Source organism: Posidoniimonas polymericola, from assembly GCF_007859935.1.
Taxonomy (GTDB): domain Bacteria; phylum Planctomycetota; class Planctomycetia; order Pirellulales; family Lacipirellulaceae; genus Posidoniimonas; species Posidoniimonas polymericola.
On the sequence record NZ_SJPO01000001.1, the window covers coordinates 153,515 to 169,129 of the forward strand.

General features: G+C 67.5%; 7 protein-coding genes. 2 read left to right on the forward strand and 5 right to left on the reverse strand.

All coding sequences use genetic code 11. The features are described from left to right. Positions 1-67 precede the first annotated feature (67 nt). Entirely contained in the window at positions 68-553 is a 486-nt protein-coding gene (locus Pla123a_RS00640) for a hypothetical protein (protein WP_146583592.1), read from the reverse strand. A gap of 112 nt (positions 554-665) precedes the next feature. After that, positions 666-1,859, reverse strand: a complete 1,194-nt coding sequence (locus tag Pla123a_RS00645) for an oligogalacturonate lyase family protein (RefSeq protein WP_146583593.1) — start codon at positions 1,857-1,859, stop codon at positions 666-668. Positions 1,860-2,274: 415 nt separating this feature from the next. On the opposite strand from Pla123a_RS00645, the gene Pla123a_RS00650 reads away from it, so the two are divergent. Next, complete coding sequence (locus tag Pla123a_RS00650) at positions 2,275-6,006, forward strand: LamG domain-containing protein (protein WP_197527560.1); 3,732 nt, start codon at positions 2,275-2,277, stop codon at positions 6,004-6,006. 75 nt (positions 6,007-6,081) lie between these two features. Then, complete coding sequence (locus Pla123a_RS00655; protein ID WP_146583595.1) at positions 6,082-6,795, forward strand: class I SAM-dependent methyltransferase; 714 nt, start codon at positions 6,082-6,084, stop codon at positions 6,793-6,795. Between the two features lie 42 nt (positions 6,796-6,837). Here Pla123a_RS00655 and Pla123a_RS00660 read toward each other — a convergent pair whose 3' ends face one another. From Pla123a_RS00660 to uvrA, 3 genes are all read right to left on the reverse strand, one after another. After that, positions 6,838-7,413, reverse strand: coding sequence for an MOSC domain-containing protein (locus Pla123a_RS00660; protein ID WP_146583596.1), 576 nt, complete (start codon positions 7,411-7,413; stop codon positions 6,838-6,840). 73 nt (positions 7,414-7,486) lie between these two features. Next, positions 7,487-7,978 carry a DUF4304 domain-containing protein gene (locus Pla123a_RS00665; RefSeq protein ID WP_146583597.1) on the reverse strand — a complete coding sequence of 164 codons (492 nt, stop codon included), beginning with the start codon at positions 7,976-7,978 and terminating at the stop codon, positions 7,487-7,489. A 184-nt stretch (positions 7,979-8,162) separates the two neighbouring features. Further along, positions 8,163-15,518: an excinuclease ABC subunit UvrA gene (gene uvrA / locus Pla123a_RS00670; RefSeq protein WP_146583598.1), complete on the reverse strand. Its 7,356-nt coding sequence runs from the start codon at positions 15,516-15,518 to the stop codon at positions 8,163-8,165. Positions 15,519-15,615: the final 97 nt, after the last annotated feature.

Sequence of the window (15,615 nt, forward strand, 5' to 3'; positions counted from 1 at the left end):
ACAGAGTGCGAGTCGAAGTTCTGGTTGGCGGCCTGGGTGGGTTTGCAGCTTACCAGATGCGGCCGCTCTAGGGATTGCGCAGGTCGCCGTGGGCGTTGGTGGCATCAATCCGCGACCGCAGGTCCTCAATCGCCGGCGGGGTCGACAACGGCGACGGGCGGCCTGGCGGGAGGAAGCGGATCTCGCCGCCGAGATCGTCGTCGGGTTCACGGAGCGTCAACGTTGCCTGAGGTGGGTTCCGGAATTTGGTGCACACGATCCCCGAGAAGGCCGCAAGCGGGAACCGGTGCTCGCGGCCGTTGTTGCGGATCAGGATCGTATCGCCGCAGTCCCAAACCTCGTCGACCAGCCGGAGCACCGTTTGCTTCAGGACCATCACCCCAAATACCGCCATGAATAGGGGGATGCCGACAAACACCGCCACCACGAAGGTCTGGCGGGTGGCGATCCCCGCCCCCACACCGATCAGCATGACAACGCCGACCAGAGCAGTCCCGACCGTGGGGAACACCCGTTTGTAGAGGGGCGTGGACTTCGCAGAGATCTGGTGCATGCGGCGTCGCGGCGACGGGAGTTCTTGCTAATCCGCGCCCGGGCTATCCCCGGTGCTACGCGGTCCCTTGAGTATAGTCGCCGAGCGTCCGCGTCAAGAATCGCTCGCCCACCTACCGGCTCTGCAGATCCACCGCGTACACCTGCGAAGCACCGTGCATGTTCGCGCGGAACACGATCCAGCGGCCGTCGGGCGTGAAGTGGGCGTTCGGTTCGAGCTCGTAGTCGTGTTCCTTAAGGTTCACCAATCGCGTCGAATTCAGGCGGTCGCCGTCTGGCTCGAACAGGTAGATCCAGTGCCCGTCGGGCGAGTGCGCGACGCTGTGGGCGGAGCCGCCGTCGCCGCAGAAGAGCTTCTGGTCGGGCGAGATGTTGTAGTGCACCGACCACTCGTGCCGCTCGTGCTGGTAGCGGGTCTCCTCGCCGGTCGCCAGGTCGTAGCGGGTGAGGTAGAAGGTCTCGCCGCGGGGGATCTGCAGGTCGAACCACACGGCCCGGCCGTCGGGACTCCAGAACTCGTGGCCGGCGATCTCGCGCTCGACGGTCCGCTCGTGGATCGGGGTGTGCTGGCCGGTTGCGAGGTCGAGCAGCCAGATCCGCTGCACCTTGTGCCACGGCCCCTCGTGGCAGTAGGTCAGCAGGTCGGGGTTGGTCGGCGAGAACTGCTGGTGGTTCAGCCAGTCGTGCGATTCTTGCACGACCCGCGTGTCGCCGGTTGCTAGGTCGATGGTGAATTGCTGGTTGGGCAGCCGCGCCTCGTAGATGATGTTGAAGTACTCGCTCTTCTTGGGGTGCCTGCGGAGCAGCTCGCGGATCCCGTCGGCGTACACGCCGAGCAGACGCGACCCGTCGGCGCTCACGGTGCGGACCGAGCCCGGCAGGTCCTCGGGCAGCTCGCAGACGGTCCGCTCGGCGCCGGAGTCGACGTGCACCGCCATCACCCGGCGGCCAGCCTGGTAGTAGGCCTCGCGGGTTACGGGCGAGAGGATCTCGCCGCCGATGCGTTCCGACTCGCTGGTGAGCCGGCGGGTCTCGAACGTGCCGAGGTCCATCACGCGTAGCTGCAAGACCTCGCCCTCGTGCTCGGCCGCGTAGAACACCATTTGGTCGCCCTGACCGTCTGCTCCCGCTAGGAACGGGCGGTTGTGGAAGTAGAAGCTGCGGGCCGAGTCAAACCCGCGGGAGAGCCTGACCACGCGGTAGCCGGTGTCCGGGTCGGTCCACTCGAGCGGCGGCTCTTCGGCGGTGGCAAAGTAACCGATCCCAGTGAGGACCGCGGCTGCGAACAACAGGCGTTTGATGTTCATGATTCTCGTACGCACAAGAGAAGAGGGGGCCGCGACCGATCGACGCGGGCTGATTATAGCGGGCCTAGCCGCCCGCCGCTGGGACGGCCACGTGCTGCGGCTCCCCGAGCCCGGACGGGCCGTCAGCCGCTGGCCCGCCGCACCCGGGGCCTGTTTTGCAAGATCGAGGCCGTGGCGTGCATACTCCGCGGCTGGGTAAGATGGAGCACGCTCGCGGGACGCCTTGGCAGCGTCTCGCACCGCCCGCCCGCCATTGGCGACGCAGGGCTCCAGCTCATCGATGGTGCGTGCTCGCACTTGCTCTGCCGCGTACCGACTCCGATTGGCCTCCGATTCGGGGCGGCCGCTGCGAAGGGGTGGTCGGCGTGCTGATCTGAGCGCAAACAGGAACACACGAACCGAGAGGCGGCTCGCTATGGGGAATCGCACGTTTTCATTGATCGCCGCGCTGTGCGGACTCTCTGCCGCAATCCACGCGGCCAGCGCCCAGAGCTACCGTGTCGAGCGGGTGGCGTCGGGCCTGCAGCAGCCGCTGTACGTCGACCAGGCGCCGGGCGACCCCGACAACATCATCTACTACATGACCCGCGTCACCACGGGCGGGGTCAACGCCGGCAGCGGCACGCACGGCAGCCTGTGGCGCTACGACATGGACACCCAGGCGTCGACCGAGGTGCTGAACCTCAGCCACCGCGACCTGACCCTCGACCTCGGCCCGCAGGGGCTGGCGTTCCACCCCGACTTCAACAACCCGGGGACCGACGGCTTCCAGAAGGTGTATGTCTCGTCGGCGGCGACCGGCGGGCCGGTGAACTACGTCGAGGAGTACGAGCTCAGCGGGCCGGGCGGAACCGTGCCGACCGGCCGCGGCGGGATCCCGCTCGTGAATCGCACGCTGCTCGAATACAACAACGTGTTCGGCGACAACAACCACGTGATCGACTGGATCGGCTTCGACCCGCGTGCGTACTCCGCGGCCCCGGGTTCGCCGGAACGCAACTACTTGTACATCTCGGCCGGCGACGGCTCGAACGGCCGCCCCGCCGACCAACGCCCGGAGCAGAAGTCGACGATCGCGCAGGGCAAGCTGCTGCGGATCGACATCGACCCCGCCAAGCCCGACTTCTACCCGGCCGACCCCGCCAAGAACTTCGCCATCCCCGACACCAACCCGATCCCACTGTGGAACGCGGCGAACCCGGGCAACGAGCTGCTCGGCACCACGCTCAACTACACCGGCCCGACCGAGTCGGTCAGCTACTCGCCGGCGCTGCAGGAGATCTACTTCACCGGCACCCGCAACACGTTCCGGATGAGCATGGACAAGCTGACCGGCGACTTCTGGTCCGGCGACGTCGGCGAGTTCGCCCGCGAGGAGATCAACTTCCTGCCGGCCGACCCGTACGACGGCACGCAGGCGCCGTACGACTTTGGCTTCCCGCAGCGCGAGGGGACCGGCGTGTTCGTCAACCGCTCCAACGGCGACACCAGCATCCAGTGGGACCTGGCCGGCGGCGGCGCGATCGTCCAGGACAGCATCAACCCGATCCGCGAGGGCGCCCACGCGATCATCAACTCCGGCTCGACCGCCGGCGACGTCGAGATCCGCGACCGGCCCCGCGGCGCCTACATCGGCGGCTACGTCTACCGCGGCCCAATCGAGGAGCTGCAGGGCAAGTACTTCTACGCGGACTTCACCCAGGGCAACATCTTCTCGCTCGACTTTGATGCGACCACGCCGGTCGCCGACTTCAGCGGCGACAACTTCAACCTGGTCCCGGACGAATCGGGGACCAACGTCGCGTCGCTCGGCACGCGGGAGGTGGTGCTGAACCGCAACCTCAACTCGCTGTGGCACACGCTGATGGTCGACCCGAACGACCCGACCTACACGGCGGACCTCGGGGCCGACTTCGGCATCGGCCGCATCGTCTCGTTCGGCGAGGACAACGACGGCAACCTCTATATCGTCGACATGGGCGGCCAACGCGGCAACTCCGGGTTCAACAACGACTACCCGGCGGGCTCCACCGGCCAGATCTTCCGCCTCGTGCCCAACCTGCTGGTCTACGCCTCGGTGGATCGCGTCACCGGCGCCATCACCTTCAGCAACGAAACAGGCGAGCCGCTCGACGTCCTCGGCTACGAGCTCTCGTCGGTCGCGGGGTCGCTCGACGACAACTTCTTGACGGGCGTCACCGGCGTCCTCGACAGCAGCGGCAACGGCGAGGTCGACGCCGCGAACGCCTGGCAGGTCACGTCGGCCCCCGGCGACAGCACGCGGTTCGCCGAGGAGTCGACCGGCACGGCGGCCACGCTGGCGATCGACCAGGCGTTTGCGATCAGCACGCAGGACGGCTGGACCCAGTCGATCTACGAGGACGTGAAGCTCGACGTGACGCTCGGCAACGGCTCGACCATTGCCGCGTTGGTCCGCTACACGGGGAACAGCGGGTCGCCGTTCGACCGGGGCGACCTCAACTTCGACGGCGTGCTCGACGCGGCCGACTGGGTCGCGTACCGGCAGAACTTCTTCGGCGTCTTCGCGGGCGCGTCGGCCGCCGAGTCGTACGGCCTCGGCGACCTCGACGGCGACGGCGACAACGACTACGACGACTTCCTGCTGTTCAAGGCCGACTACATCGCCGCCAACGGCGCCGCGGCCTTCGAGGCCCTCGGCCAGATCCCCGAGCCGGCCGCCGCGCTGCTGCTCACGCTGGCCGCCGCCGCGGGCGCCGTGCGGACCAACCGCCGCCGGCGCAGCGGCGCCGTCGCAGCGGGCCGCCCGCGATTGGGAGCCAAGCTGGCCGTGACGCTCGTGGCGGCTACGGCTGCGCTGGCCGCGGACGCCGCCCGGGCCGACCTGCAGCACCTCTACAGCTTCAACAACGGCCTGAACGACAGCATCGGCGGCGCCGACGGCCAGGCGTTCGGCGCCGCGGCGGTCAACGGCCAGGGGCAGCTCGACCTGCCGGGCGGGTTCGGCGACTACGTCGGCTTCGACCCGCAGGAGATCCAGATCTCCTCCTACACCGACCTCACGTTCGAGACCTGGTTCACCGTCGACACGCACCAGACCTGGGCCCGGCTGTTCGACTACGGCAGCCGCGACGTCACGCCCGAGGGCTACCTGTACTTCGCGCCACAGAGCGGCCAGGGCGGCAACCCCGCACTGGCCAGGTACGCCACGAACGACGTCCGCACCGAGATCACCTACGCGACGCCGTCCGAGGGGCAGCAGCACCACTTGGCGATGATCGTCGACGACAACGCCAACGGCGGCGCCGACCTGTTCACCGTCTACTTCGACGGCGTGTTGATCGACTCGGTCAGCCACAACCACCCGCTGAGCGGCGTGATCGAGACCTACGCCTTCCTCGGCAAGTCGACCTTCCCCGGCGACGTCGACCCGTACTTCAACGGCTCGATCGACGAGTTCCGCATCTACGACCACGCGCTCTCGCAGCAGGAGGTGCTCGACAGCATCGCCGCGGGCACGACCCAGGAAAGCGCGCTCACCATCTATGTCAATACCTACACCGGCGCCATCACCATGGCCTCCGCCGAGACGCTGCCGGTCGACATCGACTACTACGCGATTAGCAGCGCGGCCGGGGCGTTGAGCACCGCTTCCTGGAACAGCCTGCAGGACCAGGGCGGCGCGGTGGTCGGCACGGGCGAGGGCTGGGAAGAGATTGACCAGTCGAACGCGACCAAGCTGGGCGAGCTGCGGCTGCTCGGGCAGTCGTCGGTCGTCGCCGGCGCGCCGCTCGCCATCGGCGCGGCTTACGACCCGGCCGTGCTCGGCCTGGGGACCGACGGTGACCTCACCTTCGAGTACGGCCTGGCCGGCGTGTCGACCGTTGCGGGCGAGGTGGTCTACCTCGACTTCCTGCCGGGCGATTTCAATGGCGACCTCCAAGTCGACGCCGCCGACTACACCCTCTGGCGGGACGGCCTGGCCGCCGCCGACCACACCGGCCCGGACGGCCACCCGGATGGCGTCGTCGACGCACTCGACTACCAGGTCTGGACCAGCCACTACGGCGCCTCGGCAGTCGGCGGCGCCCCAGCGGCCGTGCCCGAGCCCGCCGCGTTGGTCCTGCTGGTGAGCGTCCTCACCGCCGCGACGGTGGCCCGGCGGTAGGTCGGGGCGCTACAATCGAGGCTGGAGTCCTGTTCGTCCTCGCGGGCGACCCACCCAGCACCGATTGAACGACCGATGCCGAAACACACTCTGTTGCCGCTGCTGCTCGCAGTTTGCCGTCTGACGTCCACCGCCCACGCCGCCGACGAGTACCTCGGCCGCACCATCGCCCGGACGATGCACTACACCGGTGCGCCGTGGCTGGTGCGGGACTCGCGGGAACGGGAGGAAGAGCCGGAAAAGCTGGTCGCCGCGCTCGGCCTAGAACCGGGCCAGCAGGTGTGCGACCTCGGCTGCGGCAATGGGTTCTACGCGCTGAAGATGGCCGAGAAGATCCTGCGCGGCGGGGTGGTGTGGGCGGTCGATATCCAACCGGAGATGCTCGACCTCTTGCGCGAGCGGGCCGAGGCGCGGCAGGTGACAAACGTGAAGCCGGTCCTCGGCGACGGCGACGACCCCAAGCTGCCGGCCGGCCAGATCGACCTGCTGCTGTTGGTGGACGTCTACCACGAGATCTACGAGCCCGCAGCCATGCTGACAAAGATCCACGCGTCGCTCGCCGCGCGCGGCCGGGTGGCCCTGGTCGAGTTCCGCGCCGAAGACCCGAATGTGCCGATCAAGCCGCTGCACAAGATGACGCAGGCCCAGTGCGTCAAGGAGTTCAGGGCCAATAACTTCAAGCTGGTCGGCCAGTACGACAAGCTGCCGTGGCAGCACGTGCTGTTCTTCGCGAGGGAGGACTCGCCGCTAGACGCAGAGAAGCTGAAACCGTGGACGGCGTCGGAGTAGACACCAAGAGGTCCCTCCCTTCACGGGTCAACCCCAGAGAGCCTAAGCGACTTTTTCGACGCGGTCGCCTACGCGGATGGTTCCAGGCGACACGATCATGCCCAGCAGACCCCGCAGGTGATGGCGTTTGCCCTCATCGCCGTTCACGAACCGTTGGGCCTCGACGCCGTAGCGCTGGACGAACTTCTTGCAGCCGGTGTGCGGGGTGGCGCTGATTTGGATCTCGACCTCCCCGCCGATCCTGAGGCGGCTGCCGGCGGGCAGGTGGTCCTCGCTCAGGTCAAAGTCCACGATCAGGTTATCGCCCGCCAGGCCCATCGCCTCGTGGTCGCCGCCGGAGATCGCGCGGAGGATGCGGGCGTTCATGATCGACACCTGCGTGTCGGGGTCGGAGGCGCCGTTGGGGAGTTGCTGCCAGTGGTTAGTGAGCCAGCGGTCGCCTACGATGCCGGTTTCTTGAGAGAGCTCGGCATGGTCAACGGAGCGGCGTTCGTTCTCGGCGGGGCGGACGAAGATCGCCTGCAGGGCGCCGACAGCACGCGGCGAGGCCGTGACGTCGGGCAAAAGCCCTTCCAGTTCCTGTCGGCTGAGGTGGCGGGGCGACGTTTCGGCTGCCATGCGGGCGACTCCCTAGGGTTGGGTGTAGAGCGCCGTGAGGACACGGGCTCTCCAGGCGAGGTTCACCAGGGAACTAGCCCAGCCTTAGGCCTAGTACTTTTTGCGTCTCGACACTGGGATCACAAAGGCCATCTTTGTCCAATGTCGCCTCAGAATGTTGCATCTCAATGAACCAAGGCTCACACTCCGAGTCGACGAATCGGATCAGGTCAGTCATGCATCGCTCATACATGTGGCGGGATTCGACTCGGAAGCGAAGATGATACTTTCCACTGCGTGTTCGAGCGACATCTGATTGTGGCCCATTCAGAGCGAGATAGTCGGTCGTTTCAGCCGGCGAGCGAATTGCCGAATTCAAGCGGATATCGAGCGTGCCGCCACTCGGAGCGCCATAGGAACTGCCTTCGCGGAACAGAGTGACTACGTCGATCGTTTGCTTGTTGATGCGAACCCACATGCGGGTTTTTGTCTTTGAGAATCCGCGTTCTTTCAACGCCACAGTGAAATCTCGACACGCATCGTTAAATGCTTTCTGCGTGAGCTTGGTTAGAGGGTTTGTTGCCATGCAAAGTCGCTAGAAGGCGCCCTTCGACGGGAGATCGATGCGTTAGGCCCATCCAGGATATGCGCTTGGGAGTTGGGCGTTCCAGGATCGCAGCTCTGAGGTGATTTAGGTACTGCCCACGCCGGCCCGGGTACCCGCGGCGCCCCCACCCTAGCCCTCCCCCAGAGGGGGAGGGGACCAAGACCTAAGCCCGTTGGCACGCCTCAAGGTGCTCGCGCAAGAAGCCCTCGAGGTCGCCGCGCTGCAGGTCGTCTGGCTCGACGAAGCGGAGGCGCACCGTATCGCGTTCGTCGTGGTCGGTGGTTAGTTCTTGCTCGACGCCGAGGTCGGTGACCCTGCCCAGCTGGAACGCGCCCTTGGGGCCATTGAGCGCGAGCTCGACGTTGGCCAGCCGCTTGGTGACCACGGTCGCCCACGGGTCGGGGCGGTCGCCGGCCATGCGGTGCACCAGCACCTTGTTGTTCCACAGGAACTGCCCCTTGGGGGTCGCCTCCTCGAGCATCTCGAAGACCTCCTCCAGCAGCTCGGTCGACCACTTCGGCTTCTTGCCCGGCGGGAAGCCCTTGCGGGCGAGGTGCCACTTCTGGCCCATCACCTTCCACGGCATGATGGCGTCGGGGTCGGCGGAGCTCCGCTCGGTGAACGCCTTGAAGCCCTCGGCCGCTCGTTTGACAAACCCCCAGAAGGCGGGCGTGTCGATTTCTTCGAAGCTGTGCACGTGGACCTGCACCTCCTGCCAGGGGCCGCGGAGGTTCTTGCACTTGACCCGCGGGCCGTTGCCGTAGGCGGGGATCTCGTCGATCTCGTTGAGCGATTTCAGGTCGAGGTCGACCGTGAGCTGGTCGCGCTGGAAGGTCTTCTTGGCGGTGCGGAACTTGAGGTTGAGCAGCCAGCGGTGCGAGGTCAACGCGTGCAGGAACCAGCCGGCGGTCTTCTTCTCGCCAGTGACCTCGACGATCGAGCGGTGGTTCCAGTTGGTCGGCGACCACTCGATGCCGAGCTCGTCGCCGAGGTCCTGGATGTAGCTCTCGACCCGGCGGAGGATCTCGCCGTCCCACATGACGGGGTCGCCGGCCTGGGAGACGCGGTTCTCGCAGTGCCACGCCTGGCCGTCCTCCTCCCACGGCATCGCGACGTCCTGCCCAAACTCGTCGAGGTCGACATCGCCCAACTTCTCTTTGTCGAACGCGGCCTGGTTGAACGCCTTGCGTTTCTTGTAAGGGCCAGCCGCGAGCACCGGGGCGAGGGCCTCGGCGGTGTGCGAGTGCAGAGAATCCCCCTCCCCGGCAGGGGGAGGGGTTAGGGGAGGGGGTTCTGGCCCGGTACCCGCTTCGCCCCCTCCCTTCAGTTCCTTAGAAGAACGGGCTCCCCCCTCGGGGGAGGGAGATTTGGAGCTCGCTGCGCTCGCCTGATGACTGGCCACGACCATCTCCGGCGTGCCGGCCGCGACGATCCGGCCGCCGTGCTTGCCCGCCTCGGGGCCGACGTCGATGATCCAGTCGGCGGTCTTGATGACGTCGAGGTTGTGCTCGATGACCAGCACGGTGTTGCCCAGGTCGACCAGCCGGTTCAGCACGTCGAGCAGCTTGGCGAGGTCGTCGAAGTGCAGGCCGGTGGTCGGCTCGTCCAACAGGTACAGTGTCTGCCCGGTGTCGGGCCGGGCGAGCTCGGCGGCCAGCTTGACGCGCTGGGCCTCGCCGCCGGAGAGCGTCGGGGCGCTCTGGCCGAGCGTGACGTAGTCGAGGCCGACGTCGCACAGGGTCTGCAGCACGCGGCGGACCTTGGGGATGTTGTCGAACAGCTCGAGGGCCTCGCCGCAGGACAACTCGAGCACGTCGGCGATGCTGCGGCCGCGGTACTTCACGGCCAGCGTGTCGGGGTTGTAGCGGTGGCCGTTGCAGGTCTCGCACTTGATCCACACGTCTGGCAGGAAGTGCATCTCGACGCACACCTCGCCGGCGCCGTCGCAGGCGTCGCAGCGGCCGCCGGCAACGTTGAAGCTGAACTGCCGCGCCGAGTACCCACGCAGCTTGGCGTCGGGCAGCTGGGCGAACAGCTGGCGGATCAGGTCGAACGCGCCGGTGTAGGTCGCCGGGTTCGACGAAGGCGAGTTGCCCAGCGGCGTCTGGTCGACGCGGATCACCTTGTTGATGTGCTCTACGCCGCGGATGTCGTCGTGGGCGCCGGCCACCGTGCCCGCGCGGTGCAGCGTGCGGGCGAGCTGGTTGTAGAGGATCTCGTTGATCAGCGAGCTCTTGCCCGAGCCCGACACACCGGTCACGGCGACAAACGCGCCCAGCGGGATCTGGGCGTCGACGTGCTTGAGGTTGTTGTGCCGGGCGCCGAGGATCTGCAGGAAGGGGGAGGGGGGCAGAGGGAGGGGGGAATCGCTGCCTTCGGTCCCGCCCTGCTTGGCCGCATTCCGCTTCCCGCCTTCCGCCGCGGCGTCGATCCGCCGGTTGGACGGGATGGCAATGTTCTTCTTACCGCTCAGGTACGGGCCGGTGACGCTCTTGCGCTTCTTGCTGACCGCTTCGGGCGACCCCTGGGCGACGATCTCGCCGCCGAAGCGGCCGGCGGCGGGGCCGAAGTCGACCAGGCCGTCGGCGCTCTCGACCACCTCCTTGTCGTGCTCGACGATCAGCAGGGTGTTGCCGAGGTCGCGCAGTTTGTGCAGCGCGCCGATCAGCCGCGTGTTGTCCCGCGGGTGCAGGCCGATGGTCGGCTCGTCGAGCACGTACAGCACGCCGACCAGCCCGCTGCCGACCTGGCTCGCCAGCCGGATCCGCTGCGACTCGCCGCCGGAGAGCGTCGGCGCGCCGCGGCCGACCGTCAGGTACTCGAGGCCGACCTCCACCAAGAACGTCAGCCGGTTGGCGATCTCGCGGACCAGCTCGCCGGCGATCTTGGTCTCGCGGGCGTCGAGGTTCCAGGCCTGGATTTCCTCGAGCAGCTCGCCGAGCGGCAGGCGGCAGATTTGTTCGATGGTGAGCGAGCGGAACTGCGCGGCCGAGGCGTCGTCGCGGAGGCGGCTGCCGCCGCAGTCGCTGCACTCGATCTCGGCGACCAGGTGCTCGAGCTGCGTCCGCAGCCGGACCGACAGACGCGACGCTTCTTCGAGCGCCGGGTACAGGCCCTTGAATTGGAAGGACAACCCGCTCCCCCCTTGCGGGAGGGCGACGTCAATCCACTCCTCGCCGGTCCCGTACAGCACCACACGCCGCTGCTTGGCGCTTAGTCGGTCGTACGGGGTGTCGATCGGCACGCCGGTGTGGTGGCTGAGCGCCTGCAGCATGGCCATCGACAACTCGTTCGAGACGTCGGGCCAGACCAGCAGCGCGCCGCGTTCGAGGGTCAGGTCGGCGTCGCGGAGCAGGGCGGCCGGGTCGGCGCCGGTCTGGGTGCCGAGGCCCTCGCACGACTGGCACCAGCCCAGCGAGCTGTTGAACGAGAAGTTGTGCGGCGTGAGCGGCGTGAAGCTGCGGCCGCAGCCCTCGCACGCCAGGTGCTGGCTATGCGTGCGGGTCTGCCAGCGTGTTTCGGGCTGCTTATCGTCGGGGTAGACCACCTGCAGCACGCCGTGGCCGATGCTCAGCGCTCCCTCGACCGCCTCGGCGATGCGTGCGCGGGACTTCTGCTGGATGCTGAGCCGGTCGACCACCACCGCGACGTCGTGGTGCTTGCGGCGGTCGATCTTGGGCGCCTTCTCGAGCTCCGTGATCTTGCCGTCGATGCGGACCCGCAGGTAGCCTTCTTCCTGCAGCTTCTTCCACATGTCCGCGTACGACTCGCCGACGCCGACCTCGACCGGGGCCAGCAGGAACAGCTTGGTCCCCTCCGGTTCGGTCAGCAGCTTGTCGACAATCTGGTCGGAGGTCTGCGTGCCGACCGGCAGGTCGCACTCGGGGCAGTAGAGCTGCGCCAGCCGCGCGTACAGCACCCGCAGGTAGTCGTAGATCTCGGTGACGGTGCCGACGGTCGAGCGCGGGGTGTGGCCAGTGCTCCGCTGCTCGATCGCGATCGCCGGCGACAGGCCCTCGATGTGATCGAGCGCCGGCTTCTGCATCTGGCCGACGAACTGCCGCGCGTAGCTCGACAGGCTCTCGACGTACCGCCGCTGGCCCTCGGCGTAGATGGTGTCCATCGCCAAGCTGCTCTTGCCGCTGCCCGAGGGGCCGCAGAACACGGTCATCTCCTCCCGCGGGATCTTCAGGTCGACGCCGCGTAGGTTGTGCTGCCGCGCGCCGCGGACCTCGATGTACTTGGCCTGCTTGACCGCCTTGCGGGCCTGCTTCTTGGCTGTGGACGCGTGGCCGCCGTTCAGCAGCGGGGCCAACGCCTTGGCGGTGGGGGACACAAAATCCCCCTCCCCCAAGGGGGGAGGGGTTAGGGGAGGGGGTGAAGCGGGTACACGGTTCGAACCCCCTCCCCTAGCCCCTCCCCCTGCCGGGGAGGGGGATTTGTTGTTCTTGCCGCTTGCCTCGAAGTCAGCGACGATTTGCTCGGGCGTGCCCGCCGCCACGATCCGGCCGCCGCCGGCGCCGCCGTCGGGTCCGATGTCGATGACCCAGTCGGCGGTCTTGATGACGTCCAGGTTGTGCTCGATCACCACCACGGTGTTGCCGAGTTCGACAAAGTTGTGCAGCACCTTCAGCAGCATCTCGATGTCGGCGAAGTGCAGGCCGGTGGTCGGCTCGTCGAGCATGTAGAGCGTCTTGCCGGTCGACTTTTTGACCAGCTCGCGGGCCAGCTTGATCCGCTGGGCCTCGCCGCCGGACAGCGTCGGCGAGGGCTGGCCGACCTTCAGGTAGTCGAGGCCGACGTCGTGCAGGGTCTGCAGCTTGTGGCTGATCTGCGGGATGGCGTCGAAGTGGGCGAGGGCCTGCTGCAGGTCCATCTCCAGCACATCGGCGATGCTGGCGCCCTTGTACTCGACCTGCAGGGTCTCTCGGTTGAAGCGGTGGCCGTTGCACACCGGGCACGTGACCCAGACGTCCGCCAGGAAGTCCATCTCGAGCTTGTTGCTGCCGTTCCCCTCGCACGCCTGGCAGCGGCCCGACGCGACGTTGAAGCTGAAGCGGCCCGGCTTGTAGCCGCGGCGCTTCGACTCGGGGAGCTGCGCGAACAGGTTGCGGATGTCGTCGAACACCTTGATGTAGGTGCCCGGGTTCGAGCGCGGCGTGCGGCCGATCGGCGACTGGTCGATCGAGATCACCTTGTCGAGGTGCTCGATCCCCTCGATCGCGTCGTGCTCGCCGGGGTCGCCCTTGCCGTTCATCAGGTCGCGGCGGAGGGCCTCCATGAGGATGTCGTTGACCAGCGAGCTCTTGCCCGAGCCCGAAGCGCCGGTGATGCAGACAAACGCGCCGAGCGGGATCTCGACATCGATGTTCTTGAGGTTGTTGTGCCGCGCGCCGCGGACACGCAAATACTCCCTCCCCCCTTGGGGGAGGGCCGGGGTGGGGGCGCCCTGCGAGTCCGGCTCGCCATTACAGGAAGGGTCGCCCTTGGTGGACGATTTACCGCCTCCCCTCAGTTCCCTGGAAGAACGGGCTCCCCCTGCCGGGGAGGGGGATTCGATTTCGTCGGAGCTGATCCGCCGTTGCTTCGGCACCTCGATCTTCCGCCGCCCGCCGAGGAACGCGCCGGTCTGGCTCTTTTCGGACTTGGCGACCTTCTCCCAGTCGCCCACCGCCACGACCTCGCCGCCGCGCACACCGGGGCCGGGGCCGAAGTCGATCAGCAGGTCCGCCGCCCGCATGGTGTCCTCGTCGTGCTCGACGACCACCACCGTGTTGCCCATGTCGCGGAGCTGGCGGAGGGTGCCGAGCAGGCGGTCGTTGTCCCGGGGGTGCAGGCCGATCGACGGCTCGTCGAGGATGTACAGCACGCCGACCAGGCCGCAGCCGATCTGACCGGCCAGCCGGATCCGCTGCGACTCGCCGCCCGACAGGGTCGGCGCCGTGCGGTCGAGCGACAGGTACTCCAGGCCGACGTTGGCCAGGAAGCCCAAGCGGCCGCGGATCTCCTTGAGCACCTCCTCGGCGATGTACGCCTGGGCGTCGGTCTGGTTGAGCTCGCTGAAGAACCGCTGGGCGTCGCTGATGGGCAGTTGACAGAGTTCCGGCAGGCTCCGCTTCGGCTTCTCGGCGAAGTGTTTGTCGGCCGTCTCGAGGGTGACGGCGCACGCCTGCGGGTTGAGCCGCGCGCCGTTGCAGTCGGGGCACTCGATGATCCGCATGTACTGCTCGTACTTGGCGATCTGCGCCTTACTCTTGCTCGAGCTGTACTTGTCGAGCAGCTGGGGGATGACGCCGTCGAACTCGCCGCCGTACTTCTGCGACGACTTGCCCGCCCGCCAGGTGTAGGTGATGTGCTCCTCGCCCGTGCCCCACAGCCAGAGGTTCTGCTGATCTTCGGTGAGCTCGCCCCAGGGGGTCTCGAGCAGGGTCCCTTCTTCGATCTCGAGCAGCCGCTCCATCGTGTCCGCGACGCCTTGGTAGATGTGGCGTTTCCAGCGGCCGAGGTCCTTCCACGTGCCGACCAGCTCGATCGCCCCCTTGGCGAACGACTTCTCTGGGTCGGGCACGAGCCGCTGGGGGTCGAACGAGAAGAACTCGCCGATGCCGTCGCAGGTCTCGCACATGCCCTGCGGGCTGTTGAAGCTGAACAGCTGCGGGGTCGGCTGGTCGAAGCTGAGTCCGCAGTCGGTGCAGGCGAAGTGGGCGCTGATGGCGATGTCGCCCTGCACGGCGGCCGACTGCGTCTTGCCGGCGCGTTTTCGTTTGGCCGCCGGCTTGGCGGGCGCGTCGTCGTCGCCTTGGTCGACGGCGATGATCAGGTCGCCCTTGCCGAGCTTGAGCGCGGAGTCGACCGCCTCGCCCAGCCGGCCGCGGACCGAGGGACCGGCCACCAGCCGGTCGACCACCACCTCGATGTTGTGCCGCATCTGCCGGTCGAGGGCCGGCGCGTCGGAGAGCTGGACCACCTCGCCGTCGACCCGGGCGCGGACGAAGCCGCGCTTCTGCAGGTCCTCGAACAGGTCGCGGAACTCGCCCTTCTGCCGCCGCGCCATAGGCGCCAGCACCGCGAAGCGGGTCTTGTTCTCCAGCAGCATGATGCGGCCGATAATCTCTTCCCGCGTCTGCGCGGCGATCGGCTTGCTGCACGACGGGCAGTGGCCCGTGCCGACCCGCGCGTACAGCACCCGCAGGAAGTCGTAGATCTCGGTGATGGTGCCGACGGTCGACCGCGGGTTGTTGCCCGACGATTTCTGCGAGATCGAGATCGACGGGCTCAGGCCGCTGATGTGGTCGACGTCCGGCTTGGGCATCTGGCCCAGGAACTGCCGCGCAAAGGTCGACAGGCTCTCGACGTACCGCCGCTGGCCCTCGGCGAACAGCGTGTCGAAGGCCAGCGAGCTCTTGCCGCTGCCGGACACGCCGGTCAGGCAGATCAGCTGGTTGCGTGGCAGGCGGACGTCGACGTCGCGAAGGTTGTGTTCGCGGGCGCCGCGGATAATGATGTCAGAGGCGGGCATGCTTATCCTGCCGGCCGCTTGGGCCGGGTTGTTAGTCGCAGCGGGGCCGCGCCGCCAGCCGTGGCGGCGCGAACCGCGTATTGTAGGACACTTGTAC

Excerpts from the sequence above, each read along its gene's own strand:
- Pla123a_RS00640 (WP_146583592.1), bottom strand. The coding sequence starts at position 553 with ATGCACCAGATCTCTGCGAAGTCCACGCCCCTCTACAAACGGGTGTTC.
- Pla123a_RS00645 (WP_146583593.1), bottom strand. The coding sequence starts at position 1,859 with ATGAACATCAAACGCCTGTTGTTCGCAGCCGCGGTCCTCACTGGGATC.
- Pla123a_RS00650 (WP_197527560.1), top strand. The coding sequence starts at position 2,275 with ATGGGGAATCGCACGTTTTCATTGATCGCCGCGCTGTGCGGACTCTCT.
- Pla123a_RS00655 (WP_146583595.1), top strand. The coding sequence starts at position 6,082 with ATGCCGAAACACACTCTGTTGCCGCTGCTGCTCGCAGTTTGCCGTCTG.
- Pla123a_RS00660 (WP_146583596.1), bottom strand. The coding sequence starts at position 7,413 with ATGGCAGCCGAAACGTCGCCCCGCCACCTCAGCCGACAGGAACTGGAA.
- Pla123a_RS00665 (WP_146583597.1), bottom strand. The coding sequence starts at position 7,978 with ATGGCAACAAACCCTCTAACCAAGCTCACGCAGAAAGCATTTAACGAT.
- uvrA (WP_146583598.1), bottom strand. The coding sequence starts at position 15,518 with ATGCCCGCCTCTGACATCATTATCCGCGGCGCCCGCGAACACAACCTT.